The sequence below is a fragment of the Hydrogenovibrio sp. SC-1 genome, assembly GCF_002848135.1.
In the GTDB taxonomy this organism is placed as follows: domain Bacteria; phylum Pseudomonadota; class Gammaproteobacteria; order Thiomicrospirales; family Thiomicrospiraceae; genus Hydrogenovibrio.
The window spans coordinates 39,299-61,876 of record NZ_PKGB01000012.1 but is presented as its reverse complement, the minus strand read 5'-3'; the positions used below and the strand labels follow the sequence as shown (position 1 = coordinate 61,876).

Genomic DNA, 22,578 nt, shown 5'->3' with positions numbered 1-22,578 from the left:
TGACTTAAAAAAACTATCTTTATTTCAACTATATCGTTAATTAACCGATAACGATATGATCACAGGGACGATAGGATTCTGTGAAGAGAATGAAATAACAATAGCAAATAGGAGTGGTTATGAAAATGGGTTATCTTAAAACAATAGGTGCTTCCATGGTTATGGCGGCAACAGTGGCACTGCCAGTGCAAGCTGAAGAGCCAATGGTCGTTCAAGTTAACAGAATTACGTCAGATGTTGCTAATACGATCGCAAAGGCATCAATGGATGCGTGTCGAGAAATGGGTATTCCGATTTCGGTTACGGTTGTCGATCGGAATGGTATTCCACAAGTTCAAATGCGGGATACGATGGCGCCACCTGTTTCCTGGGGGATTAGTCAAAAGAAGGCTTATACTTCAGTGATGTTTAATGTAAAAGGGTCTCAGCTTGAAAGTCGAGCCAATAGTCCTTTACAAACTATGGGGGAAGGATTGGCCTTTATGGCGGGTTCAGTGCCGATTAAAGCCGGTGGTAAATTATATGGTGCAATCGGTGTTAGTGGTGCGCCAGATGGGATGGATGACGAAAAGTGTGCTGCGGCAGGACTGGATGCTGTGTTAATGGACTTGGAGATGATGTAAGCCTCTGGCACAGGATGTATCAAGGAAAAAACTGGTAATTTAATGCTGTTTGGGTATAATTCTCTCTCCTATTTAGAGAGGTGTCTGAGCGGTTTAAGGAGCACGCCTGGAAAGCGTGTATAGGTTAATAGCCTATCGAGGGTTCGAATCCCTTCCTCTCTGCCAGTTTTATAAATTAAGCTCGCTTTTGCGGGCTTTTTTTATGTCTAAACAAAAGTGAGAAGAAATTTAGTTTACAATCATAAAATAATTTGCCAGATACTTCCTGGTGGTGCTTAGTTGGCTTTAAAGGTCTATTTGAGATTGGTATGTTAAATCAAGTCGCACAGTTAGGTGATCTTACATTAAAACGTTTTTACAAAACCGTCAGTGTCGCTGGGTTTGCACTGTCTGTCTTTTGGCATGCGCTTTTGCCTCAAAGTTATCATCCTGCTATGCGAATGGTGCTGGTTAAACAGATATATTTTACGGCGGTTCAAGTTCTGCCTGTTTTTGTTTTGATTGCCTTTATTTTTGGCAGTATTATTATCGGTTCAGTAATCATTTTAGCTTCAGAATTGGGGTTGTTAAATGAAATCGGTAGTATTTTGGTTTATTTTATTTTTAATGAGTTTTCGCCTTTTTTTACGGCGTTACTGGTCGCACTCAGGTCTGGTGCTGCAGTGAATACAGAGATATCCCTGATGCATGTTAATCATGAATTGGATGCTCTAACTTCCTATCAAGTCAATCTGATTGACTATTTGTTTCTGCCTAGAATTCTAAGTGGCGTGGTGAGTGTGACCGGATTGGCGATTGTTTTCTCGTTCATTATGCTGGTGAGCGGTTATTTATTTTCACTGTTTTTTATGCAGATGGAATTGACGAGTTATTTGCGTATTTTGTTAAATGCAGTGTCATTTGATAATATTTTGATGTTGCTGTTAAAGAGCATGACGTTTGGGTTTTTTATTATGTTGTTACCCATACATAGTGGTTTGAAAACCGGTAGCTGTTATAGTGATATTCCCGTTGCCGTTTTGAAGGGGATGGTCAGTTTATTTGTGGCGCTTTTTGTGATAGAGGCGGTATCGTTGCTGATATGGTTAGTGTAAGGTTTTTTGATAGCTATGACGAAATTGAAGCGTGGACTCGAATTCACTCTGAGGGCGCGGTTCTCTCTGATAAAACGCCCTTGCTTGCTAATTTAAGTATGCAAGAGAATATTGCTTTAATGGATGAGGTGCATCGGTTTATGCCCATTAAGGCGTCACAGACATTGGCCCGTCGGCTATTAGCAAAATTGAATTTATCTCATATTGAAGGTAAGCGGGTTGGTGCTTGTTCCGATTTTGAGTTGTTTGCAACGATGTTATTACGTGCAGAGAGAATGCCTAAAGATGAAATATTTATTGTCTTACCTTTGTCATTGCTTGGGCATGCAGATGCGGTTGAGCAAACCTTAGCACTGATTGCATTATTGGATAGCCCAAAGGCGATTTCAATATTAGAGTTGAATAGTAATCGAATGCATTATCAAGGACAGACATGTCATATTTTAGACTGAAATTAGCGGTTGGATTTTTTATGTTGACTTTGGGTTTGGTGACTTTAGGGTTGACGGGCTATTTGCTCTACCAGAAAGGCGTGTTTGACCAAAAATATCATTTCCAGTTTACAACCCCCAGTGCGCAATCCTTTAAAGTCGGTATGCCGCTCCTATTGTCGGGATTTGAGGTGGGGTATATTGATGATATTCATCTAACAGAAACGGGGTTGGTCAATTTACGTTTTTATGTGAACGAAACGAATCGAAAGTGGATTACCGAAAATAGCCGTCTTATTTTAAAAAAGCCTTTGATTGGATCTCCTTATATTGAGATTCTTTCGGATCGAAGTTCGCCTTTGTTAGCTGATGGCAGTGATGTTGAGATGACGGTCAGTGATGATATAAATGATATTATTATCAAGCTAGAACCGACTGTGAACCAGTTGATCGCCATAGTTGAAGATTTCTCATTAATTACCGAACAGGTGTCAAACCCAGAGGGCGCCTTGTTTCAAACGCTCGGTCATTTAGAAGTGATTATCCGAGATTTAAAGGAAAGCCCCTCATTCGTTTCCAGCTTAACGGGTAATCCTGAAGATGGCCAAACCCTGTCAGACACCTTGAATACAACCCAAGCATCCATTAAAGAATTGCAGAAAACCATTTTAGGGGTGTCAGGCTTAGTTGAAAACTTAAATGCAGCCATAGTGGTGCCGTCAAAAGATATTATGACGCAAGTATCGACTATTCTGACTGATGTAACACTTAAATTAAATACACTGGAAAGCACCGTTCAAGCACTTGGTGGAACCGATCAAGATATTTTGATTTTAAAGCAGCAGTTGTTGAAGAGCGTGGAGAAAACGAATCAGCTCATTGATAAAATTGATTATATGATGCAAGATGAAAACTCAAATCGCCTGGAGCTGCCATAAATGAAAAGAAGGGTCTTAATCGCTTTTGGAGTTTTTGTATTGTTTATTTCTGGATGCTCGATTCAGTTTAGTCAGCCTCAAAACGCTTGGCAAGTCAAAGCTGTTTCTGCTTTTCAAAATTATCAAAAATACTACTTGGAAGGTCGAGTTATCTTAGCCGAAAGCGAGCGCAGAAAGGCAATCAGTCAGGCCAAGCAAAGCGCCAAATTAGAAACTTTAGCACGTGTTTATATTGCTGATTGCGCCATTCAGGCTGCGGTGTTAAATGCGTCAGATTGTGCATTATATTTGCAGGTAAAACCTTTGGTGAATGCGCCGGAATTAGAGGCTTATTATCATTTTTTGTCAGGTAGTTTAAGTGCGTCCGAAGTTGACAAGCTGCCCTCACAATACCACGGTTTTGCAAAAAAATGGCAGTCAGGAAAGACGACCAAACTAGATGAATTGGTATTGGCAATATCGCCATTAGAGTCTCAATTAGTTTCTGCCTCTATTGCCAAGGAGATGCTTACACTCAAGACGCTGAGGGCAATCATTCAAACAACAGCGGATTATGGTTACAAATTGGCAAGTATTCGATGGATGACGTATTTGTCTGACAGAACACCCGATGCTGATGAATCAGCACAGCTTTTGAAGAAAATTGAAATACTGACAAAAGACTCTTAGTTAACTAAATTGAATAAGGCTGTTTTGCAAACGACAGTTAATTCCAAAACAGCCAAAGTGATTTGTGTTGTCGAATAATTACTTTTGAGTGACCGTTGGCATATTAAACACGGGAGTCCATTCGGCACCATTTTTAGCGGTATTATTGTACCAGGCCGCATCTTGTAACTGAGTGCCATCGGGGTTAAGGTTGTTGGTGTCGTTGATACCTCCTGCACCGGGGTTGAATACTTCATAACCAGCCGTATCTACTAAATCAAAGTCTTCAAATTGCCAAGCGTTGGTTAGGTCGAAGGCAACATTGATTTCGAATTGGCTTTCATCTAAAACAGTCAGATTCAAAGGCGAGGCAATTTGAAAGATGTCCTGGTTACTGCCTTGGTTGGGGTCAAAATAAGTAAATCCATTTTGGGTTAAGGCAGTATTCCAAAGGTCGCTATCACCATAGAACCCTCTCGCGTGTCCCGTTTCGCTGTCTACGCCACCCGCGCCATTGTGGTCGACTGAACGGTTTGTGCTAGCGGTTGATGGTAACCATGCTTCCCCACCTTTTGCCCAGCCTTTTTCAGTACCGTCGACCCCAATTAGGGTAATATCACCTTGATGGTGGCCTAAGTTCCCTTCTTGGCTGAAGTCGTCATCACTTAAATAGACTCGGATAACTTGAGACTGCGCCGGGATGTTTATAGGCATGGTGATTTGGTAGTAGTAAATTTCAGCAGAAATGCTTTCGTAGTCGCCGTTGGGAATGTCATCGCTATTAATGACATAGCTATCGGTACTTAAATCGATGACTTGGCTGTTTGCAAGTGTTCCCGTATCGGGTATGAGCGAATAGGTGGTTCCATTTTTGTTATTCAGGGTAATGCTCTTAAATGCCACTTTAAAGCTAGAGGGGGTAATCGCTCTCCAAACCCCTCCATCTCCGTCTGCATCTTGTCCAAGGGTGGTTTCGGCACGCGTTGACTTGGTGCTGGTTGTATCGTATTTTGCGCTTAGGATAATTTTTGCCGATTTTTGAAGCGAGGTGTTTGTGTTATCTGTAGAGTTGCTATCGCCACCACAGGCAGAAAGGAAGCTGATAAAAAGTGTGATGATCATAATGGTCGAAAATGAGACTTGCATAATGCTTCTCCTACCAGAGCGAAATAATGAATTCAAATTTATTATTTTATTTAAGGTTTGATTAAGCTGAACAGGATTATGATTAAACCTAAGTCAGAATATAGCAGAATCTTCAAGAACATGCTATTTCAACTTGAAACCAGACTCAGTGCTTTATAAACGTAATTGAATAAGCGGCCCTTTGGGGGTAATATTAAGCCTAAGTTGTTTCTTAATAATAGGGATGTAGTTATGAAAAACCGTCCAGTAAAGTATTTTCTTTCTTTATTGCTCAGTAGTATGGTGTTGATTCCGTTTGCAGCGCAGGCTGAGCCACAGTATATCTCCAGCAACAAAGCTAAAATTTTAAAAGAGCCTGATTTTCAGGCTGAGATGGTAGCAGAGCTGGTTAAGGGCGATCAAGTTAAGGTGCTTGATCAAAAAGGTGTTTGGTTAAATGTATCATTTGCCCAAAAGAAAGGTTGGGTCTCAAAATTTTTGGTGAAAGAGACGCCACCAAATGATCGCATAACCGTTTTGCCCGGCGACACTGAGACTGAGCTCAAAGACGTTAGGCGTCGTGCCTCTGCTATTACTACGGCGGCGGCGGCAAGAGGCTTAGCGGCAACTGCTCGGGCAGAAGCAGGGGATGTTGTGGTTAATATGGAAGGGGTGCGCTATATGGAATCATTTAGTGTAACCAGTCAGGAGCTAGAGCAATTTAGTCAACCCCTTGAAGGAGGTTTGTGATGAATTCAACATGGCGAGTGAGTGACTCAAAGCTGCTAAAAGCAGGCCTGGTTGTTTTAGGCATGACGGTGATGTCAAGTGGTATGTCACAACCAGAAGGTAACTTCCATAAGCGATTGTTTGCAACGATTCCTGATGCGCCTTATACCGAAGACGATATTGCGACGGAAATATTGTTTGGTCGTGAATTGGCGAGTAAGGTCTTAGGGAAATACCCTCCCGTTAAAAATGATCAGTTAAATGCATACGTGAATAAGGTTGGGCAAGTTGTTGCACAAATGAGTGAGCGTTCAGAGTTGAAATATCGTTTTATTGTTTTGGATACCGATATTATCAATGCCTTTGCAGCTCCTGGGGGGTATATTTTTATCACAAAAGGCGCTTTAAATAATATTGAAGATGAGTCCGAATTGGCAGCCATTTTGGCACATGAGATTGGGCACGTTGAGTTGCGTCATTATGTTAAGAAGGTTAAGTTAAGGAGCGCTAAGGGGAATGCTGAAGATAGCTTAGGTGCAGTCCTATCTGGTGGTGGGCGCGCTGCAACTCAAGCTTTTAATGAGGCTTTGGATGAGACAATGGAAATCCTCTTTAATAAAGGGTTGCAGTCTAAAAAGGACGAGTTTGAGGCAGATCGAACAAGTGTTTTTCTTCTCGCAAATGCTGGCTATGACCCAACTGCGTTGATGCGTTACTTTAATCGGATTGAAAAAAATCAGTCAGAACAGGTGCAGATTTTATCTGAGACCCATCCGCCTTTGACTGAGCGCATTAATGAAATGGACACTTTAATTGAACAAAATGGCTTATCAAATATCAACCTGGCCAAGTTACAGGAGCGTTTCAATGAATATCACTAATTCAAAATTAAAAAAATCAATTTTTATTGCCATTTCTGGCGCGGTGATCTCGACTGCTTCATTTGCCGATGAATATCATTATAAGGATATTCTAGTGGGAGATCGTTCTGCAGGGATGGGAGGTGCCTATACCGCGATCGCGGATGATGCGTCGGGTTTGTACTACAACCCCGCCGGTGTGGTTTATGCAAGCAGTCCTAAAATTTCTGGTTCGGTGAATGCTTATAACTACAAAACAACCGAGTACAGTAATATTAATAGCAGTAATCACAAATGGACACGAAGTTCTTCGGGGATGGTGGCCAATTACTTTGGTGCGACACAGCCTTTGGGTGATGATAGTACGGTTGGGTTTTCAATTGCCATACCAAACTATGACTTAGAAGATCAAAGTGATCAATTTACCAACTTTACGCCTAGCACTAAAGCACAAAGTTTGGGAATGACAACAATCGATAATCAACAAATTGATTTTAACAACCAGGATACAACGACTTTAGCAGGGGTTTCTTATGCAACTGCCGTCAATAAGGACGTTTCAATCGGATTGACGCTTTATGGCTATATGCGTAAAAAAGAACTGACCAATTGGCAGTATGTTAAAGCAACGGGTGTCATTCCTGCTGGCCAGACGAATGCTGGGCAGAATGCATTACTTGACGGAACCTATTACCAAAAAATTCAGACCGAAGAATTTGGTTTTCAACCACGTTTAGGGGTTATGTGGGCTCCGGCACCGAAAGTTTCTGTGGGGTTAATGGCTCAGACCACTTTTATGGTTAGTCAGAATCCAGAAAGTCGTGAAAATTCAACTTATAACTTATGTACAGAGAGTGCAACCGTTGCCGGTGATTATAGTAATTGTTCAACCTATAACAATCAGCTGGACCCACTGGATTTAGGACAGGCAACATCTTCAGCATTACAAAAAAACCCTGACAATCAGTTGCCTGTTGAACTGAATTTAGGGGTGGCCTATTTTGCAACGGATGCGTTGCTTTATTCCGCTGACTTTGGATATGCTTCTAAAACCGATGTCTATGAAGCTACTTGGAATCTAGCAGGGGGCGTCGAGTATTTCTTGAATCCGACTTGGGCGCTTAGAGGCGGGGTTTATACCAATAATGCGAATACTAACAGTGATGTCGCAACCTATAAGCAAGACCACGTCAATTTAATTGGTGGCGCTTTGTCTTTGTCTCGTTATACCAAAGGGTCGAATATAACGGTTGGTATTAATTATTCACAAGGTTCAGGTCAAGCTGACCTATTTAATTCATCGACCCGTGTTCAGAATGTTTCAGTTAATAGTATGAATCTGTTTATTTCAACAGCAGCTTCGTTTTAACATTGGAGAAAGTCAAATGAAAAATAAAAAACGTTTAGCTGTAATCGGGTTCTCAGGAATCTTAATGATGGCGGGGTGTTCATCTTCTCCTGAAAAAAAGGTGAACCTCGATCCTGTTGCTGTTTCCCAGCCAGGGGATTCGAGGCTGAGTTGCGATCAACTGAAACCTAAGTTGTTAATTATCGAAAAAGATGTACAAGAATTGTTTGAAATTAAAGAAGAGCGTCAAAAACGTATTTTTGGTATTCAAGCAATAGTTGATATGGTCTTGGCGTTTTTGTCTGGTAGTGCATCCGCCAATAATCATATTGATGGTTCCACTTTGGATGGGTTTACTCAGCCAGAATTGAAACGAATTCAAAGTCTTGCGGATCGTCATCACTTCTTACTAGATAATGCTAAAAATAAAAATTGTACATTCGCACCCCAAATGGAAAAAAACATGGCAAAATATAAAAAAATGAATTCAATGCCTATGCCTGAGGAGGGACAATCCTATCGTCAGCGCATGACCCCTTAACTGCTTATAAGAGGATGGAACCTATGCGATTAAATAAGTTGACGCTCGCAACACTGTTGGTTATATCAAGCTCTGCCAGTTTGGCAGCATCAAAGCCTCTCCTGACGGGGTCAAATTTAGGGTATGGGGAGGCCAGTAATAATCATACGATTTTTTCTAGTACGGCTAATCCCGCTTGGATAGGTGGGAATTTACATGTCGAGAATAATTTTGGTATGGGGCTGTCCGGCGGGTTTAGGTTTCAGCAGGCAGGATTTGGTGAACTCAATGATCAGTACGTTAATAATATTAAGCCAATTTTAACAAGTTTCAATAGCTCAACACAATCTGCAGTGGTACAAGCAACCGAACTCGAGCAAGAGCTGGTTTCGATGATTACTAAAGTTCGTGATGACTTCTCATTTCAATTGGATGCTCAAGGAAACCTTCCCCTAGTATTTACGCATAATAAGCTAGGGGGATTTGGGGTTGAAATGACATTTGCAACCTCAGGAACGGGTGCGCTTTTAAGTGATGACCGTCCAGTGACATTCGATCCTAGCCAGTTAGTTGCAACGGGATCGGGCAATTCTTTTACCGATAATGATTTGGTTAATGCCTTGGATGTCAAAACTGGGATTTATCTTAAGACCGCTGTCTCTACGGAAGTCGCTTTAACTTACGGAGATCAGTTTTATCAAAATGATAGTGGGCATTTGGCCGTCGGCTTCAGAGCCAAAATGATTCAAGCCAGTTTGGTCAAATCAGTCAACTCCTTTAAAAAATACCTTACCCAAACTGCTAATAATGAAGATATTACCATTGCTTCGGATTTAAGTGATCACAGTGATCTTAATCAAAATGAAAATGCTTTTGGTTTAGATATCGGGGCTCAATGGTTTGCTGAAAACTGGATGGCTGGGTTAATGGTACAAAATATTAACACTCCAAAATTCAATTATAATGAATTGGGTGCCGGAACAACCAATCAAGCCTATACAGAAAAATATTTTTCAAACCAATATGCTCTAAGTGAATCCGTTGAATTAACGCCTCAGGCGCGGATTGAAGGGGCTTATTACAGTAAAAATCGTCATTGGTCGCTAGCTGGTTCAGCCGACTTAAATGACGCTTCGAATTTATTAAATCAAAAACAACAATGGATGTCGGTGAGTGCTTCCTATGCAACCGATGCCGCTGGTGATGAATGGTATTATGCGTTAGTGCCAGACTTTAGAATCAGTTATCATTCGAACCTAGCCGGTGATAAACGTAAGTTCTATGCGCCAGGTTTGTCCTGGGGACCATTAAATCTAGATATTGCCTTTGAAGAAATGAGTGATTTATCAAAATTAAGCAATCTAAGTTCTGCAACAGACGAAACCATAGATCTTCCAAAAATGGTGCAATTTAACTTAGGCTTAGAGTTTTATTTCTAACAAAGGATTGAGGAGCTAGTCATGAAGAAAATATCAAATAGTTTATTTCAAAAATCACTTATTGCTACCTCGGTTTCTGCTTTATTGGTGGCTATAGCGAGTTGTGGTGGAGGCAGTAGTGATAAGGGATCTGTTTCTACGGTACAAATGTCTGGGGCCGTTGTTGATGACTATGTCGCATTTGCTACGGTGTATGTTGATGTAAATAAAAACGGCCAATATGATTCTGAGTTCGAACCTAGTGCCTTTACGGATAAGGATGGGTATTTTTCAGTTGCGAAAGATGGAACAAATTACTGCGAAAATCCTTCCTCGCGAAATTGTTTACAGGGTGATGCGGCTTTAAAAGATGGTGGTGTTATCCGGGTTGAAACTGGGCGGGATTTACTAACAACTCAAGTCTATAATGCGGCGATGAGCTTATTATTGGATAACAATACTAGTGGCTTAAAAGTGACTGCTATTTCAACCTTGAATCAAGAAATTGAAAACTTGTCAGATGCAGATATACCAAATGGGTTGACTAAGGCTGAGTTTAAAGCCAAATTCAATGAATTTTTAGGAAGCTTTTTGGGTAGTCAAACTCGTGCGGTTGGTGATGCACCAGATCCAAATCTAATTGACCCATTTGATGCCAATGTCGGGAATAAGGCACGAGCATTTAAGATGAGTATTCACTTTCATAAGCTTGCAGAAGCTGTTGCTCAATCTTTTGTCGATGCAAATTCTGGGACTAAATTGAAGGATTTCTTGCCGGCAACGTATCGTGCATTATTATTAAATGCGGACTTTACCAGTGGTGCCGATCCACTATCTGCAATTTCAACCAAAGCTTCATCCATTTTTAGTTTCGTTGCAACGCAAACATCGAAAACGAATCCATTTAAGGCCAATGAGATCACTGAGCTTAATAAGTATTTAAATTGTGTGTTAGCGGTTTCAGGTGATAGTTACACAGATAATGTTTCGGGTTGTGCAGTCAGCCCTGCAGCAGCACCTGCATTGGCAGAGTTAAAGAAAAGCTTATTTAGTGCTGAGGTAGCTAAAAGCGTAGCATTAGATGCAAATGCTGCAGATCGCCTTAAAAATGCCCTTGCTATTAGAACAAATAATACTTTTGATTATACAGCTAGAGACTATACAACGACTTTAGTCAGTGCAACCAATAGTGCCAGCGGAGCATTTAATGCAAATATTGGTGCAACTAAAGCATTTGATGCGTTTAGTGGTAAACATTTAAAGATGTCTAATGATACTAATGGTTTCCGATTTTATTTTCAGGCTGACGGGAATGTATCAGCTTGTCAAAAAGAAGGTACTCAATATAACTTGATTAAAGGAAGTTTCTCACAAGATCAGGTACAGACATTTGTTGCTTATATTAGTGTTCTGGGTAGTACTTACACCCTAAAAAATCTTGATCCAGCTGGCGTTACAGAGTGTAGTGGTGCAACAACATCTTGTATTGCTGCATCTTACAAGTCCCTGGAAACCAATGAGTATATTCAAGAATATTTTGCAGATTCATTTGAACTAGTAGAGACAACAACCGCGGTTCCAACAACGACTGAGCAATGTAAGTCGGTGTTCTAGTCTGGATTAGAGTAATTCACTATTGAAAGCCACAATCTTTTAGATTGTGGTTTTTTTTTGAATAGAGTTATTGAGATTTAGGTCAAAAGGGTACTGTTCACCAAATGAAAAGGAATAAGGTTTAGGTTTTATTTTTTGATTGGCTTAAGAAGTCTTTACGTAGTGGCGAATGTCGTTTTGGATGTCCATTAAACGGTATGGGCCAAGATTGTTTTTGCTAAAGACGATATTGTTTTGGCCAAACGTATCTGTATGATAGAACTCTAAATAGGTTTGATAATCTAAAGCTTTTCGACTTGCAATTTGTTGTTGGTGGCTTGTTGTCATCAAGTGTTGTTGATAATTGGGTTGGATGAGTCCGCTAAAAAATTCTGCAACACAGCCAGACCCATAACTAAAAAAGCCAAAACGTTTATTACTTAGGTCTTGAACGGCATTGTCCAAAAAAGAACAAAATCCAATAAATAGAGATGCACTATAGCTGTTTCCAACTAAACGATTATAGACTTGACCTGGTTGGGTTTGTGATTTAAATAAGGCTTCTGAAACAGGGGTTCCGACTTTTTTAACTAAGGTTTTGTGAGCCTTTTCTGTCATTCTTGAAAATGGGATGTGGTAACAAAACGCATCAATGTCACTGAATTTACGTCCAGTTGATTCCGTAAAATGTTCCCATGCTTGCTTCAAACTATTTAAATAGACTTTAGTTGAATACTTTCCATCGACTAATGCGGTACTTCGATGGTTAGGTCTCCAGAAATCCATGACATCTTCAGTGTAGTAACCCGAACCCGGTTCAATTGCTAATATTCGAGGGTCTTTCGTCACCAGCATCGCAACCGCACCACAACCTTGCGTTGCTTCTCCAGAAGAGTCAATGTCATATTTAGCGATATCTGCAGCAATGACTAAAATGGTCTCATTAGGGTTGGCTCTCACCATGCTTGTTGCCATTTGCAGGGCGGCAGTACCGGCATAACAAGCATGTTTAAATTCAACAACACGACAACGATTTGGAAGCTCTAGTAATCCATGTAGGAATGCGCCGGCTGATTTTGATTGATCAACGCCTGATTCAGTTGCAAATAAGACGGCTGTAATGGTGTTTTTATCAATCTTATCAAGAATAGGTGCTGCTGCTTTTGCTGACAAAGTGATAATGTCTTCATCTGGTGGGGCAATAGACATCTTTTCTTGACCGATACCAATTAAGTATTTATTAGGATCAGTGCCTTTTTCCTGCGCATAGGTTTCCAGGTCCAAATAGTAATTGGAAGTTGCAAAATGAATTAAGTCGATTCCCACTTTCATCTAATAAAACAGTCTTCTGTTACGATACGATCAGCGCATCGTTTAAAAATAAATCCGCCAAAGTTGGCGCGCCAAGTAAGAATTGCGCTGTCCGAAATTCTTGATGTAATTGTTGTATTTTCTCATAGGTTGCCGCCGAAGATTCCAGGGCGGGTTTTAATAAAGGTGCAGCTAAGCCACAAATTTGGCCGCCTATTATAACCGATTTAACCATATCGATGCCATTGCGAATACCGCCGCTAGCAATAAAGTTTGCTTGATCCTGGAAGGGGCGCGCTGCCATTAGTGCTTCAGGCGTGGTTAATCCCCAGTCTTGAAAAAGGACGCCGAGTGATTTTTCTGAAGTAGAACTGCTTCTATTGGCTTCGATTCTGCTCCAGGAGGTGCCGCCACGCCCAGCGATATCAAACCATTTAATGCCAGCATTCAACCCCAGCTGAATATCCGTTGCTGAGAGTCCACATCCCACTTCCTTTAAAATGACAGGAACCGATAGCTCGCTGGCTAGTTGCTCAATTTTATCGGTTAATCTCGCAAAGTTAGTATCACCTTCCGGTTGAATTACTTCCTGTAGTGGGTTGAGATGAAGGAAAAGGGCATCAGCTTCTAAAGTATCAATCATGAGCTTTGCCTGATCAAACCCAAAGCCGTAATTGAGCTGAACAGCACCCATATTTGCGATTAAAGGAATGTTTGGCGCATAGCGTCTTAATTGGAAGCTCTGGAGTGCTTCCTGATCCTCAACTAGAGTGCGTTGTGATCCGACCGCCATCGCGACTTGGCTGGCTTCAGCTGCTTCTGCAAGGTGGCGATTGGTTTGTGCTAATTGCTGGGTGGCGCCACCCGTCATAGACGAAATGAGCATGGGGAAGGCTAGCGGCCTTGACAAAAATTGTGTTTGACTATCAATTTCAGCAAAATCACATTCAGGCAAGGCACGATGAGTCAGTTTGATTTTATCAAAGCCAGATTGATTGCGTTCAATGAGATCATCTTTAAGAATCCAATCAATATGATCTTGTTTGCGTTGTGTGATTGGGGCGTGGCTCATCTTCTAGACGGAATGTTTTTGTCGCTCAAGGCGAAGGTGGGCATTCATGAGCTCACCAGGGTTGGTTTGAGCTGCTAACAGCGATAATTCTCCGCAAAGCGCCGTGGCACCCGCAATACAAGCTAGGCGACGCGCATTTTCACCAGGCCTGGCAGATGTTTGAGTGCAATTAAGCTGTTTAAGGTTTTGCAGTACAAAATCAAGACCTTTCCCATTACCAACCGTACCGACGATTAAATTCGGTAAGGTTGTTGAAAAATAAAGGTCTCCATCCGGAGTGAGTTCAATATGATTAATGGCTTGAGAGCCTTCAACGATATTGGCAGCATCTTGACCGGTTGCCAAGTAGAATGCTAATAACATATTGGCGACATGGGCATTGGCCGTTCTTAGACCTCCAGAAATAATGCTGCCCAGCAGATCTTTTTTGATATGTAAGTCAATTATCGCTTCAGGAGTTGTTTTAAGGAAACGTTTCACCAGTTTGCGGGGAAGGGTGGTTTCGCAAACAATATTCTTGCCGCGTCCTAAAATACCATTAACAGCAGACACTTTTTTATCGGTACAGTAGTTGCCCGAAATGGAAACATAGGTTAATTCGGGGTGTTGCTGCAAAATCCAAGGGATTAATTGGTCGGCCGCATTAGTAACCATATTGTGACCCGAGGCATCACCTGTATTAAATTCAAGCCTAAGATACACTAATTTCCCGACTATCTGGCTATGAATGTCCAGTAATTTAGCATAGTGGCTTGATTGAGAGACCACTTGTTGTAATTGAGCTTGACTCGCTTTAAGTTGCTGGCATTTTTGATGCGCAATATGAGCATTCGGTGCTTCCAGCAGAATTGACCGTGTCATGCGTTCATCGATAACAGTTACACGAATACCGCCTGCATGATGCGTCACGCGGGCACCACGGTCCACAGAAGGCCACAAAGGGGTTTCATACGTTGCTAACGGAACCAGGATATGGTCGTCTTCAACATCTCCAATGAGTTTTAGGGGACCAACGGACCGCATTGGAATGCTGGCAAAGGCTGTTGGGTTTGAAGTGGATGATTCATTTTTCATATTCGGGTATTATATGCGAACTCAATATAAATTTGATTGAAAAGTGACTGTCATTGAATGGCAAAATAGATAAAGGAAAGCAATATGGCATTAGCAAGTGCAAGACATATTTTAGTTGCCACTGAAGAAGAAGCTTTGGCATTAAAAGAACAAATTGAAGCGGGTGAAGAGTTTGCACAGGTTGCAAAGGATCATTCACAATGCCCATCCGGTGCGAATGGCGGCGAATTAGGTCAGTTTGGGCCAGGGATGATGGTGCCAGAATTTGATAAAGTTTGCTTTTCGGCTGATGTAGGCTCATTGGAAGGACCAATCAAAACTCAATTTGGTTATCACTTGGTTGAGGTCACTGATCGTAGCGAATAAGCGAGGGTTTATTTCGGTGCCAAGTGAACACAAACTTGACCAGGCCTGGTCGAATTTGGCTATGTTGATAGATAAGGAGTGGCGATGCGCATAATCTATGTTACTTTTATTGTCTTGATGGCAAGCCAGTTTACTGGTGTGCAAGCTGCGAATAAGCAAGCCGCAGTTGCGATGCCGGATCAGTATAGTGCCGAAGTGGCTCAACACGTTTTGGCTTCCGGTGGCCACGCTGTAGATGCGACAGTAGCGGCGGCGTTTGTATTAGCCGTCACCTACCCTGAGGCTGGCAATTTGGGCGGTGGTGGTTTTATGACGCTAGTCGACAAGTCGCTACCTTATTTTTTGGATTATCGTGAAAAAGCGCCGCAGAAAGCCCATCGTGAATTATATCTGGATGCCAAAAAGCAACCTATTCCTTATCGATCTTTGATCGGTCATCAGGCATCCGGTGTTCCTGGAACCGTTATGGGAATGTGGCAAGCACATCAAAAATTTGGTCGCTTACCTTGGGCGGACTTACTCAGGCCAGCCATTAATTTGGCTGAAAAAGGCTTTAAAATTCCGGCTGATTTGGTTAAAAAAGCCAATTGGTATCAATCCTATTTGTCGAAAAAATCGGATAAGCCTCTGAACTTTAAGAGGTATTTTGGTGGGCTTAAATCTGGTGAGTTATTTGTTCAATCTGAGCTGGCTGATACGTTAAAGCGGATTGCAAAATCGGGCCCTTTTGATTTTTATTTTGGTAAAACAGCTGAGTTGATTTTGGCAGAAATGCAAGCGCATAATGGTCTTATCTCTAAACAAGATTTGACCCGTTATGAAGCGAAGTGGCGACAGCCCATCGTTGCGACTTGGCGTGGTAGGCAGGTTATTTCTGCACCACCGCCAAGCTCGGGCGGAGTGGCTTTGGTTCAACTATTAAAAATGAGTCAGATTTTACAGAATGACTTTCAGGAAGCTGTGATTAATGGGGAAAAGGCCGACTTTCCAGAAGCAGCAATTCGAGCGCACTTCTATGCCGAATTATCAAAAAGAGTCTATGCGGATCGCTCAGAGTATCTAGGTGACCCAGATTTTGTTAAAGTACCTGTATCCATTCTTACATCGGACGCTTATAGTTTAAAAAGAGTCGAATCCGTGAGTCTTGAAACGATTTCAGAGACGGAAGACATCCGCCCAGGCCTGGCAGAGTCGCATGATACCACGCACTTTTCAATTGTGGATGGCGATGGCAATGCCGTCTCGAATACCTATACCTTGAATATGCCGTTTGGGAATGGCGTTGTAGTGACCGGGGCGGGATTTTTGATGAATAATGAAATGGACGACTTTAGTACTAAACCTGGAGTGCCCAATCTGTTTGGTGTGATTGGCGGGGAGGCAAATGAAATTGCTCCCGAAAAGCGGATGCTCTCTTCTATGTCTCCCTCTGTTGTGATGAAGGATCAACAGGTTGAAATCGTGGTTGGAACACCAGGCGGTAGTTCGATTATCACGTCGGTGTTTCAAACACTGGTGAATCTTGTGGAACGGGATATGTCGCCGCAGCAGGCCGTGGACGCAACGCGAGTTCACCACCAATTATGGCCAAAAAACTTGATTCAATATAATCCGGAGCTTGAGGCGTCAACCAAGGATGCTCTGACCATTATGGGATATCAACTTAAGCGCAGTTCCTACTTGGGGGATGTGCAGTTAATTACGAAACAGTATGGCCTGTTACAGGCCGCATCAGATAGTCGAGGGCGTGGCGTTGCTAGGGTTTTTGAGGTTTCAAAATAAGCAACCAGAATAATGATGAAAGCAAAGCGTTCGGCTAAGCGTTGATAAAGTAATAAGGGGTGAGTCGTCATTGACGATTTGCATGTTAAGCGTCATTTTACAAAAATTTTAAACAGTTAATTTCGGAGAGAAATATAGTGTCTTTAGAGAAAAACCAAGTGGATGCGATAGCTCAGTTGGCGGGTCTTTCAGTGGATGCCACTGAAAGTGAACAGCTAACAGAAAAATTGTCCAATGTGTTGGGGATTTTTCAGCAAATGCAAGCGATAGATACCGATGGTATTGAGCCCATGGCGCACCCACTCGATCAGGTACAGCGGTTAAGAGAAGACCGAGTAACTGAAACCAATCATCGTGAAGCCTATCAATCAATTGCACCTGCTGCAGAAAATGGACTCTACCTTGTTCCCCAAGTGATTGACTAAGCTAAAGAGACTTTATTAAATGCATACGTTATCAGTAAAAGAAATGAGCGAAAAGCTCCAAAAGCGTGAAATCACCAGTGTGGATTTGACGCAACATTATTTAAATCGAATCAGTCAATATGATCCTGCATTAAATGCCTATGTAACGGTAACGCCTGAGTTGGCATTAGAGATGGCAAAACAGGCTGATGCTTTATTGGATGCCGGAAAAGGCCATGCGTTGACCGGTATTCCAATTGCACATAAGGATATTTTTTGTAGTTTGGGGGTAAAAACCACTTGTGGTTCTAAAATGTTGGACAATTTTATTTCCCCTTATGATGCAAAAGTCGTTGAGGCGACCCGTGAATTGGCCATGCCGATTTTAGGCAAAACCAATATGGATGAGTTCGCGATGGGGTCTTCTTCTGAGAGTAGTTATTATGGAGCGACCTTAAATCCCTGGGATCACCAGGCTGTCCCAGGCGGGTCTTCTGGCGGTGCGGCAGCGGTGATTGCAGCGGGGCTAGCCCCCTTGGCAACTGGTTCGGATACAGGAGGGTCTATTCGACAACCGGCTTCTTTTTGTGGGATTACCGGCATTAAGCCGACCTATGGCACGGTTTCTCGTTACGGTATGATTGCTTATGCATCAAGCTTTGATCAAGGCGGCGCTATGACGAGATCAGCAGAAGAAGCCGCTTGGTTACTGCAAGTGATGGCAGGATTTGATGAGCGGGATTCGACCTGCTTGGAGCAGGAAGTGCCTGATTATTCACAGCAATTAGGTCAATCCGTAAAAGGTTTGAGAATTGGTGTGCCGGCTGAGTATTTTGAATCAGGCTTGGATGCCAGTGTTGAAAAGGTTGTGCGCGATGCTTTGGCTGCGTATGAAGCCTTAGGCGCAGAATTAATTCCGGTCAGTTTACCAAACAAGGATTTGGCAGTTCCAGCGTATTATGTATTAGCACCCGCTGAAGCTTCTTCAAATTTATCTCGATTTGATGGGGTCCGTTATGGATATCGTTGTGAGAATCCGCATGATTTAGAAGACCTTTATCATCGTTCCCGATCGGAAGGCTTTGGAGCGGAAGTGAAGCGTCGGATTATGGTTGGTGCTTATGTGTTATCAGCGGGGTATTATGATGCCTATTATCTCAAGGCGCAAAAATTGCGTCGTATGGTTCGAGATGACTTCACAAAAGCGTTTGAAAGCTGTGATGTGATTATGGGGCCAGTTGCACCAACCCCAGCTTTTAATATTGGTGAAAAATCAGATGATCCTGTCAGTATGTATTTGGCGGATTTATATACCATTCCTGTCAATTTAGCAGGCTTGCCAGCGATGTCTGTACCGGCAGGTTTTGCGGAAGGTCGTCCTGTCGGGTTGCACTTGATTGGCCCATACCACAGCGAGGCTGCTTTGCTGAATATTGCACATCAGTATCAGCAAGTGACCGACTGGCATTGTCAGATGCCAGCAACCTATGAATAACGGAGACAGGAATAATATGACTTGGGAAGTTGTGATCGGGTTAGAGATTCATGCTCAATTAACCACAAAGACAAAGATTTTTTCAGGCTCGCCGATTGCCTATGGTGCAGAGCCTAATACGCAAGCGAATTTATTGGACTTGGGCATGCCAGGGCAATTGCCAGTATTGAATAAGGCTGTGATCCCAAAGGCCATCAAATTTGGTTTGGCCATTGGTGCCGAAATTGGTCGCCGTTCAATTTTTGACCGTAAAAACTATTTTTATCCAGACTTACCGAAAGGCTATCAGACATCACAGTTCAGTTTTCCGATTGTCGATAAAGGCGGTGTGGTTGAAATTGAGGTCGATGGTGACACCAAGAAAATTGGTGTGACACGAGCCCATTTGGAGGAGGATGCCGGTAAATCTTTGCATGATGCTTTTCCTGGGCAAACGGGGATCGATTTAAACCGTGCTGGAACCCCTTTGTTGGAAATTGTTTCCGAGCCGGATATGCGTTCCGCTAAAGAGGCGGTTGCTTATGCGAAAAAAGTACATGAATTGGTGCAATATTTAGGCATTTGCGATGGCAATATGCAGGAAGGCTCATTCCGGGTTGACTCGAATGTTTCTATTCACAAGCCAGGCACGCCTTTTGGGACGAGGGCGGAGTTGAAAAACATCAACTCATTTAAGTTTATTGAGCAGGCCATTGAAATTGAAATTGACCGTCAGATTGAGATTTTGGAATCCGGTGGCAAAGTGGTTCAAGAAACCCGTCTGTATGATGCTGATAAAAACGAAACCCGTTCCATGCGCGAAAAAGAAGAAGCTAACGATTATCGCTATTTCCCTTGTCCGGACCTTTTGCCTGTCGTCGTAACTCAAGCGGACATTGACGCGATTCAAGCCGAAATGCCAGAGTTACCAGATGCCAAAAGAGCACGCTTTGTCGCTGAGTTTGAATTATCGGATTATGATGCAACCTTGCTAGCCAGCTCGCGCGCGATGGCCGATTATTTTGAGGCGGTTGTCGCTTTAACCAAGCAGCCAAAGATTTCAGCAAACTGGGTAATGGGCGAATTGTCGAAATCGTTGAACCAGCATGATTTGACTATCTCAGAATCTCCAGTGACGGCAGCACAGTTAGCTGGACTGATTAATCGTATTCAGGATAATACCATCTCCGGCAAAATGGCTAAGCAAGTCTTTGATGCAATGTGGTCAGGCGAAGGAGATGCGGATACGGTTATTGCAGAAAAAGGACTGAAGCAAATCACGGATGTCGGTGCGATTGAAGCAATGATTGATCAGGTATTGGCTGATAACGCTAAGCAGGTTGAGGCATATCGAAACGGTCAAGAGAAGATGTTTGGTTTCTTTGTCGGACAGGTAATGAAAGCATCCAAAGGGCAAGCGAATCCTGCGCAGGTGAATCAGTTATTGAAGCAAAAGTTACAATAGACTTGAAACTCTGCTGAATGGCTCCAAAAAGTGACCAGGCCTGGTTATACTGGCCTGAGTTAGATTGATTAAAAAAAGACTTGAAAGTCTATAGAAAAACCTTATATTACTTATTAACAATTGTTATTATGATAACAAGGTTTAAAAATAATTCAATGGAGAGTTAAGTTAATGAAACGTATCGGTTTATTCTTGTTAACAAACATTGCGGTGTTGGCTGTGGCCATGCTGATGATGAATTTGTTAGGGGTCGGCAATTATATGCAGGGCACCAATCTCGATTTAGGCAATTTATTTGCCTTTGCCGCGATATTTGGCTTTGCAGGTTCCTTTGTATCTTTGGCAATGTCGAAATGGTTGGCAAAAATGTCAGTCGGTGCTCAGGTGATTACTCAGCCAAGAAATGCTGACGAGCAATGGCTGATGGATACGGTGAGTCGTCAATCTGAAAAGGCCGGTATTAAAATGCCAGAAGTAGCCATTTACGATTCGCCAGAGCCAAATGCGTTTGCAACGGGGATGACCAAGAATTCATCTTTGGTCGCGGTGTCAACAGGTTTGTTGCGTAGTATGCGTCAAAATGAAGTCGAAGCGGTATTGGCTCATGAAGTAGCGCACGTTGCGAATGGCGATATGGTGACCATGGCTCTGCTCCAAGGGGTCTTAAATACGTTTGTGATTTTCTTTGCGAAAATTGTTGCTTACGTTGTGGATCGCGTTGTGCTCAAAAATGAAGAAGAAGGCCATAGTTGGACTTTTATCATCGTTGATATTGTGGCACAAATTCTATTTGGTATTTTGGCCAGTATCGTTGCGATGTGGTTCTCACGCCGTCGTGAATTCCATGCCGATAATGGTGGCGCCTACTTGGCGGGAAGAGAAAATATGATCGCGGCATTACAACGTTTGCAAACAATGCAGCCAGGTGAGTTACCAGACCAAATGGCCGCGTTTGGGATTTCAGCGAAGAAATCAAGCTTTGGTGATTTATTCCGTTCACATCCTCCGTTGGAGGATCGTATTGCTGCCCTACGAGCCACGACTGAAGATCAATTAAAAATTGCTTAATCTTCCGTTGTAATCGTGGTTTTTACGAAGCCCCCAATTTGGGGGCTTTTTTGTATTTGAGTATTTATATTTTTGGAAATGGTTCGACAATCAGTTGGTTGTTGTTTATGGTCTTAAGTACAATAGCCATGTTGGCATTGTATTTGTTATGCTTTATTTCTTAATGGTGGTTAGGGTATTTATTCATGAATGATTTTGTTGCACAGGTATTAAGAATTGAAGGCATTGCTCAAGTGGTTCATTTGAGTAAACGAACTGTGAAAAAACTTTATGAAGCTGACTACCTAACGAAATATGAGGTCTTGGTGTTAGCGGACCATGCGACCGTGGTGCTGGCAATGAATAATGGCCATCATTTTTTATTGGATCAGACCAGTCCGTTTATGAGTCAATACCACAGTGTTTTTATCGAAGATTTAGTCGCCGCCTCTTCCGAACATGTCGATGTTAATCCCGCGCCGAAAGAACCGATTTCAGATGAGATCGCAAAGCTGTTAGAAGAAAGTTATATTTCGTCAAATATAAAAGCCTCTTTAGATGGTTGGGTCAGCTCATCAGTGGAGCCAGGCCTGGTTGTTTCTCGGAATGAAATTGAAAGTGAACCTTTGATCGACTTTAGAGGCCTGACGCAGCCAATTCCTTTTGAAGACCCTAAAATGGAAATTCCGACTCAAGCGGTACTTGGTCAGGTAGCCTTAACCTTGTCTGGGCTTGAAGAAGTCTCAGAAGGCGGTGTGGCTAATTATACGTTAAGCTTATCTGAACCGCCGGTTACGACGCTGACGGTGGTCTTGTCTGTTGGCAATATTGAAACGAATGAACAAGATTATGATGCACCGACCCTTTCTGTAATTTTTTCCCCTAACCAAATGACAGCCAATTTTGGTATAGAAGTGCAGCTTGATAAGGTGGTTGAAGGTGATGAGCGCTTTCAGGTCGCTGTTGTGCAGGCACATGGTGGCGGGTTTGAGCAAACGCTGCAGTTGCCAGAGCCGATGCAAACGCGTATCAATGGTGAAGGGGCCGCCACCAGTCGTTCAATGTTGCCAGAAATTGTCGAGTCGGAAACTGTAGACGCTTATTTTAGTTATATTCAAGATTCTCAAGAAGGGGGGGCTCGATTGATGTTAACCACTTTTAGTACCGTTCAAGAAGCTGAAACGGTCCATTTTCTCGTGAATGAAATGACTAAGAATGAATGGTTAGAAGAAGACCTTACCCTAATGGAACAGTAA

General features: G+C 42.4%; 22 protein-coding genes and 1 tRNA gene. 19 read left to right on the top strand and 4 right to left on the bottom strand.

All coding sequences use genetic code 11. The annotated features are described in order from the left end of the window. Nucleotides 1-119 precede the first annotated feature (119 nt). From CYQ88_RS07795 to CYQ88_RS07770, 6 genes are all read left to right on the top strand, one after another. The gene (locus CYQ88_RS07795) at nucleotides 120-623 is read left to right on the top strand and encodes a heme-binding protein (protein WP_233188842.1); all 504 of its coding nucleotides are present in this window, start codon (nucleotides 120-122) and stop codon (nucleotides 621-623) included. A gap of 74 nt (nucleotides 624-697) precedes the next feature. Beyond that, nucleotides 698-788 (top strand) — tRNA-Ser (locus tag CYQ88_RS07790). Nucleotides 789-931: 143 nt separating this feature from the next. Beyond that, nucleotides 932-1,717 carry an ABC transporter permease gene (locus CYQ88_RS07785; protein ID WP_101840795.1) on the top strand — a complete coding sequence of 262 codons (786 nt, stop codon included), beginning with the start codon at nucleotides 932-934 and terminating at the stop codon, nucleotides 1,715-1,717. Then, nucleotides 1,705-2,169 carry a hypothetical protein gene (locus tag CYQ88_RS07780; protein ID WP_101840794.1) on the top strand — a complete coding sequence of 155 codons (465 nt, stop codon included), beginning with the start codon at nucleotides 1,705-1,707 and terminating at the stop codon, nucleotides 2,167-2,169. Before CYQ88_RS07785 ends, CYQ88_RS07780 begins: the two co-directional genes overlap by 13 nt. Beyond that, nucleotides 2,151-3,086 (top strand): MlaD family protein, encoded by a 936-nt coding sequence (locus CYQ88_RS07775; protein ID WP_101840793.1) that lies wholly within the window; start codon nucleotides 2,151-2,153, stop codon nucleotides 3,084-3,086. Before CYQ88_RS07780 ends, CYQ88_RS07775 begins: the two co-directional genes overlap by 19 nt. After that, nucleotides 3,087-3,755 (top strand): hypothetical protein, encoded by a 669-nt coding sequence (locus CYQ88_RS07770; protein WP_101840792.1) that lies wholly within the window; start codon nucleotides 3,087-3,089, stop codon nucleotides 3,753-3,755. Nucleotides 3,756-3,833: 78 nt separating this feature from the next. On the opposite strand, the gene CYQ88_RS07765 is transcribed toward CYQ88_RS07770, so the two are convergent. Next, nucleotides 3,834-4,880 (bottom strand): hypothetical protein, encoded by a 1,047-nt coding sequence (locus CYQ88_RS07765; RefSeq protein WP_101840791.1) that lies wholly within the window; start codon nucleotides 4,878-4,880, stop codon nucleotides 3,834-3,836. 231 nt (nucleotides 4,881-5,111) lie between these two features. Between CYQ88_RS07765 and CYQ88_RS07760 the strand changes: the two genes are divergently transcribed. Genes CYQ88_RS07760 through CYQ88_RS07735 form a run of 6 tightly spaced genes read left to right on the top strand, consistent with a single transcriptional unit; the run spans nucleotide 5,112 to nucleotide 11,348 of the window. Then, nucleotides 5,112-5,609, top strand: coding sequence for an SH3 domain-containing protein (locus CYQ88_RS07760; protein ID WP_101840790.1), 498 nt, complete (start codon nucleotides 5,112-5,114; stop codon nucleotides 5,607-5,609). Further along, nucleotides 5,609-6,469, top strand: coding sequence for a M48 family metalloprotease (locus CYQ88_RS07755; RefSeq protein ID WP_101840789.1), 861 nt, complete (start codon nucleotides 5,609-5,611; stop codon nucleotides 6,467-6,469). The genes CYQ88_RS07760 and CYQ88_RS07755 overlap by 1 nt, the downstream gene beginning before the upstream one ends. Continuing rightward, complete coding sequence (locus tag CYQ88_RS07750; protein WP_158236028.1) at nucleotides 6,456-7,817, top strand: OmpP1/FadL family transporter; 1,362 nt, start codon at nucleotides 6,456-6,458, stop codon at nucleotides 7,815-7,817. The genes CYQ88_RS07755 and CYQ88_RS07750 overlap by 14 nt, the downstream gene beginning before the upstream one ends. Before the next feature lie 16 nt (nucleotides 7,818-7,833). Continuing rightward, entirely contained in the window at nucleotides 7,834-8,337 is a 504-nt protein-coding gene (locus CYQ88_RS07745) for a hypothetical protein (RefSeq protein ID WP_101840787.1), read from the top strand. Between the two features lie 23 nt (nucleotides 8,338-8,360). Further along, nucleotides 8,361-9,755 (top strand): conjugal transfer protein TraF, encoded by a 1,395-nt coding sequence (traF, locus tag CYQ88_RS07740; RefSeq protein ID WP_158236027.1) that lies wholly within the window; start codon nucleotides 8,361-8,363, stop codon nucleotides 9,753-9,755. A gap of 21 nt (nucleotides 9,756-9,776) precedes the next feature. Continuing rightward, complete coding sequence (locus CYQ88_RS07735) at nucleotides 9,777-11,348, top strand: hypothetical protein (protein WP_101840785.1); 1,572 nt, start codon at nucleotides 9,777-9,779, stop codon at nucleotides 11,346-11,348. Between the two features lie 144 nt (nucleotides 11,349-11,492). On the opposite strand, the gene CYQ88_RS07730 is transcribed toward CYQ88_RS07735, so the two are convergent. From CYQ88_RS07730 to CYQ88_RS07720, 3 genes are read right to left on the bottom strand one after another with little or no spacing between them, the layout of a single operon-like run. Beyond that, nucleotides 11,493-12,659: a hydroxymethylglutaryl-CoA synthase gene (locus CYQ88_RS07730; RefSeq protein ID WP_101840784.1), complete on the bottom strand. Its 1,167-nt coding sequence runs from the start codon at nucleotides 12,657-12,659 to the stop codon at nucleotides 11,493-11,495. Nucleotides 12,660-12,678: 19 nt separating this feature from the next. After that, complete coding sequence (fni, locus tag CYQ88_RS07725) at nucleotides 12,679-13,710, bottom strand: type 2 isopentenyl-diphosphate Delta-isomerase (protein ID WP_101840783.1); 1,032 nt, start codon at nucleotides 13,708-13,710, stop codon at nucleotides 12,679-12,681. A 3-nt stretch (nucleotides 13,711-13,713) separates the two neighbouring features. Continuing rightward, nucleotides 13,714-14,784 (bottom strand): hydroxymethylglutaryl-CoA reductase, encoded by a 1,071-nt coding sequence (locus CYQ88_RS07720; protein ID WP_101840782.1) that lies wholly within the window; start codon nucleotides 14,782-14,784, stop codon nucleotides 13,714-13,716. A gap of 84 nt (nucleotides 14,785-14,868) precedes the next feature. Between CYQ88_RS07720 and CYQ88_RS07715 the strand changes: the two genes are divergently transcribed. The 7 genes from CYQ88_RS07715 to CYQ88_RS07685 all read left to right on the top strand — a co-directional run bounded on the left by CYQ88_RS07715 (nucleotide 14,869) and on the right by CYQ88_RS07685 (nucleotide 22,578). Continuing rightward, nucleotides 14,869-15,150: a peptidylprolyl isomerase gene (locus CYQ88_RS07715; RefSeq protein WP_101840781.1), complete on the top strand. Its 282-nt coding sequence runs from the start codon at nucleotides 14,869-14,871 to the stop codon at nucleotides 15,148-15,150. Between the two features lie 84 nt (nucleotides 15,151-15,234). Then, nucleotides 15,235-16,932 carry a gamma-glutamyltransferase gene (gene ggt, locus CYQ88_RS07710; RefSeq protein ID WP_101840780.1) on the top strand — a complete coding sequence of 566 codons (1,698 nt, stop codon included), beginning with the start codon at nucleotides 15,235-15,237 and terminating at the stop codon, nucleotides 16,930-16,932. Nucleotides 16,933-17,069: 137 nt separating this feature from the next. Continuing rightward, on the top strand, nucleotides 17,070-17,357 hold the full coding sequence (gene gatC / locus CYQ88_RS07705; protein WP_101840779.1) for an Asp-tRNA(Asn)/Glu-tRNA(Gln) amidotransferase subunit GatC: 288 nt from the start codon (nucleotides 17,070-17,072) through the stop codon (nucleotides 17,355-17,357). 19 nt (nucleotides 17,358-17,376) lie between these two features. Next, nucleotides 17,377-18,831, top strand: a complete 1,455-nt coding sequence (gatA, locus tag CYQ88_RS07700) for an Asp-tRNA(Asn)/Glu-tRNA(Gln) amidotransferase subunit GatA (RefSeq protein ID WP_101840778.1) — start codon at nucleotides 17,377-17,379, stop codon at nucleotides 18,829-18,831. A 16-nt stretch (nucleotides 18,832-18,847) separates the two neighbouring features. Then, entirely contained in the window at nucleotides 18,848-20,275 is a 1,428-nt protein-coding gene (gene gatB, locus CYQ88_RS07695) for an Asp-tRNA(Asn)/Glu-tRNA(Gln) amidotransferase subunit GatB (RefSeq protein ID WP_101840777.1), read from the top strand. 171 nt (nucleotides 20,276-20,446) lie between these two features. Continuing rightward, nucleotides 20,447-21,343 (top strand): protease HtpX, encoded by an 897-nt coding sequence (gene htpX, locus CYQ88_RS07690; RefSeq protein ID WP_101840776.1) that lies wholly within the window; start codon nucleotides 20,447-20,449, stop codon nucleotides 21,341-21,343. Between the two features lie 185 nt (nucleotides 21,344-21,528). Then, nucleotides 21,529-22,578, top strand: a complete 1,050-nt coding sequence (locus CYQ88_RS07685) for an immunoglobulin-like domain-containing protein (protein WP_101840775.1) — start codon at nucleotides 21,529-21,531, stop codon at nucleotides 22,576-22,578.

Excerpts from the sequence above, each read along its gene's own strand:
- htpX (WP_101840776.1), top strand. The coding sequence starts at position 20,447 with ATGAAACGTATCGGTTTATTCTTGTTAACAAACATTGCGGTGTTGGCT.
- CYQ88_RS07715 (WP_101840781.1), top strand. The coding sequence starts at position 14,869 with ATGGCATTAGCAAGTGCAAGACATATTTTAGTTGCCACTGAAGAAGAA.
- gatA (WP_101840778.1), top strand. The coding sequence starts at position 17,377 with ATGCATACGTTATCAGTAAAAGAAATGAGCGAAAAGCTCCAAAAGCGT.
- CYQ88_RS07795 (WP_233188842.1), top strand. The coding sequence starts at position 120 with ATGAAAATGGGTTATCTTAAAACAATAGGTGCTTCCATGGTTATGGCG.
- ggt (WP_101840780.1), top strand. The coding sequence starts at position 15,235 with ATGCGCATAATCTATGTTACTTTTATTGTCTTGATGGCAAGCCAGTTT.
- CYQ88_RS07750 (WP_158236028.1), top strand. The coding sequence starts at position 6,456 with ATGAATATCACTAATTCAAAATTAAAAAAATCAATTTTTATTGCCATT.
- fni (WP_101840783.1), bottom strand. The coding sequence starts at position 13,710 with ATGAGCCACGCCCCAATCACACAACGCAAACAAGATCATATTGATTGG.
- CYQ88_RS07775 (WP_101840793.1), top strand. The coding sequence starts at position 2,151 with ATGTCATATTTTAGACTGAAATTAGCGGTTGGATTTTTTATGTTGACT.
- CYQ88_RS07685 (WP_101840775.1), top strand. The coding sequence starts at position 21,529 with ATGAATGATTTTGTTGCACAGGTATTAAGAATTGAAGGCATTGCTCAA.
- CYQ88_RS07730 (WP_101840784.1), bottom strand. The coding sequence starts at position 12,659 with ATGAAAGTGGGAATCGACTTAATTCATTTTGCAACTTCCAATTACTAT.
- gatB (WP_101840777.1), top strand. The coding sequence starts at position 18,848 with ATGACTTGGGAAGTTGTGATCGGGTTAGAGATTCATGCTCAATTAACC.
- CYQ88_RS07745 (WP_101840787.1), top strand. The coding sequence starts at position 7,834 with ATGAAAAATAAAAAACGTTTAGCTGTAATCGGGTTCTCAGGAATCTTA.
- traF (WP_158236027.1), top strand. The coding sequence starts at position 8,361 with ATGCGATTAAATAAGTTGACGCTCGCAACACTGTTGGTTATATCAAGC.
- CYQ88_RS07755 (WP_101840789.1), top strand. The coding sequence starts at position 5,609 with ATGAATTCAACATGGCGAGTGAGTGACTCAAAGCTGCTAAAAGCAGGC.
- CYQ88_RS07770 (WP_101840792.1), top strand. The coding sequence starts at position 3,087 with ATGAAAAGAAGGGTCTTAATCGCTTTTGGAGTTTTTGTATTGTTTATT.
- CYQ88_RS07785 (WP_101840795.1), top strand. The coding sequence starts at position 932 with ATGTTAAATCAAGTCGCACAGTTAGGTGATCTTACATTAAAACGTTTT.
- CYQ88_RS07720 (WP_101840782.1), bottom strand. The coding sequence starts at position 14,784 with ATGAAAAATGAATCATCCACTTCAAACCCAACAGCCTTTGCCAGCATT.
- CYQ88_RS07735 (WP_101840785.1), top strand. The coding sequence starts at position 9,777 with ATGAAGAAAATATCAAATAGTTTATTTCAAAAATCACTTATTGCTACC.
- CYQ88_RS07765 (WP_101840791.1), bottom strand. The coding sequence starts at position 4,880 with ATGCAAGTCTCATTTTCGACCATTATGATCATCACACTTTTTATCAGC.
- CYQ88_RS07760 (WP_101840790.1), top strand. The coding sequence starts at position 5,112 with ATGAAAAACCGTCCAGTAAAGTATTTTCTTTCTTTATTGCTCAGTAGT.
- CYQ88_RS07780 (WP_101840794.1), top strand. The coding sequence starts at position 1,705 with ATGGTTAGTGTAAGGTTTTTTGATAGCTATGACGAAATTGAAGCGTGG.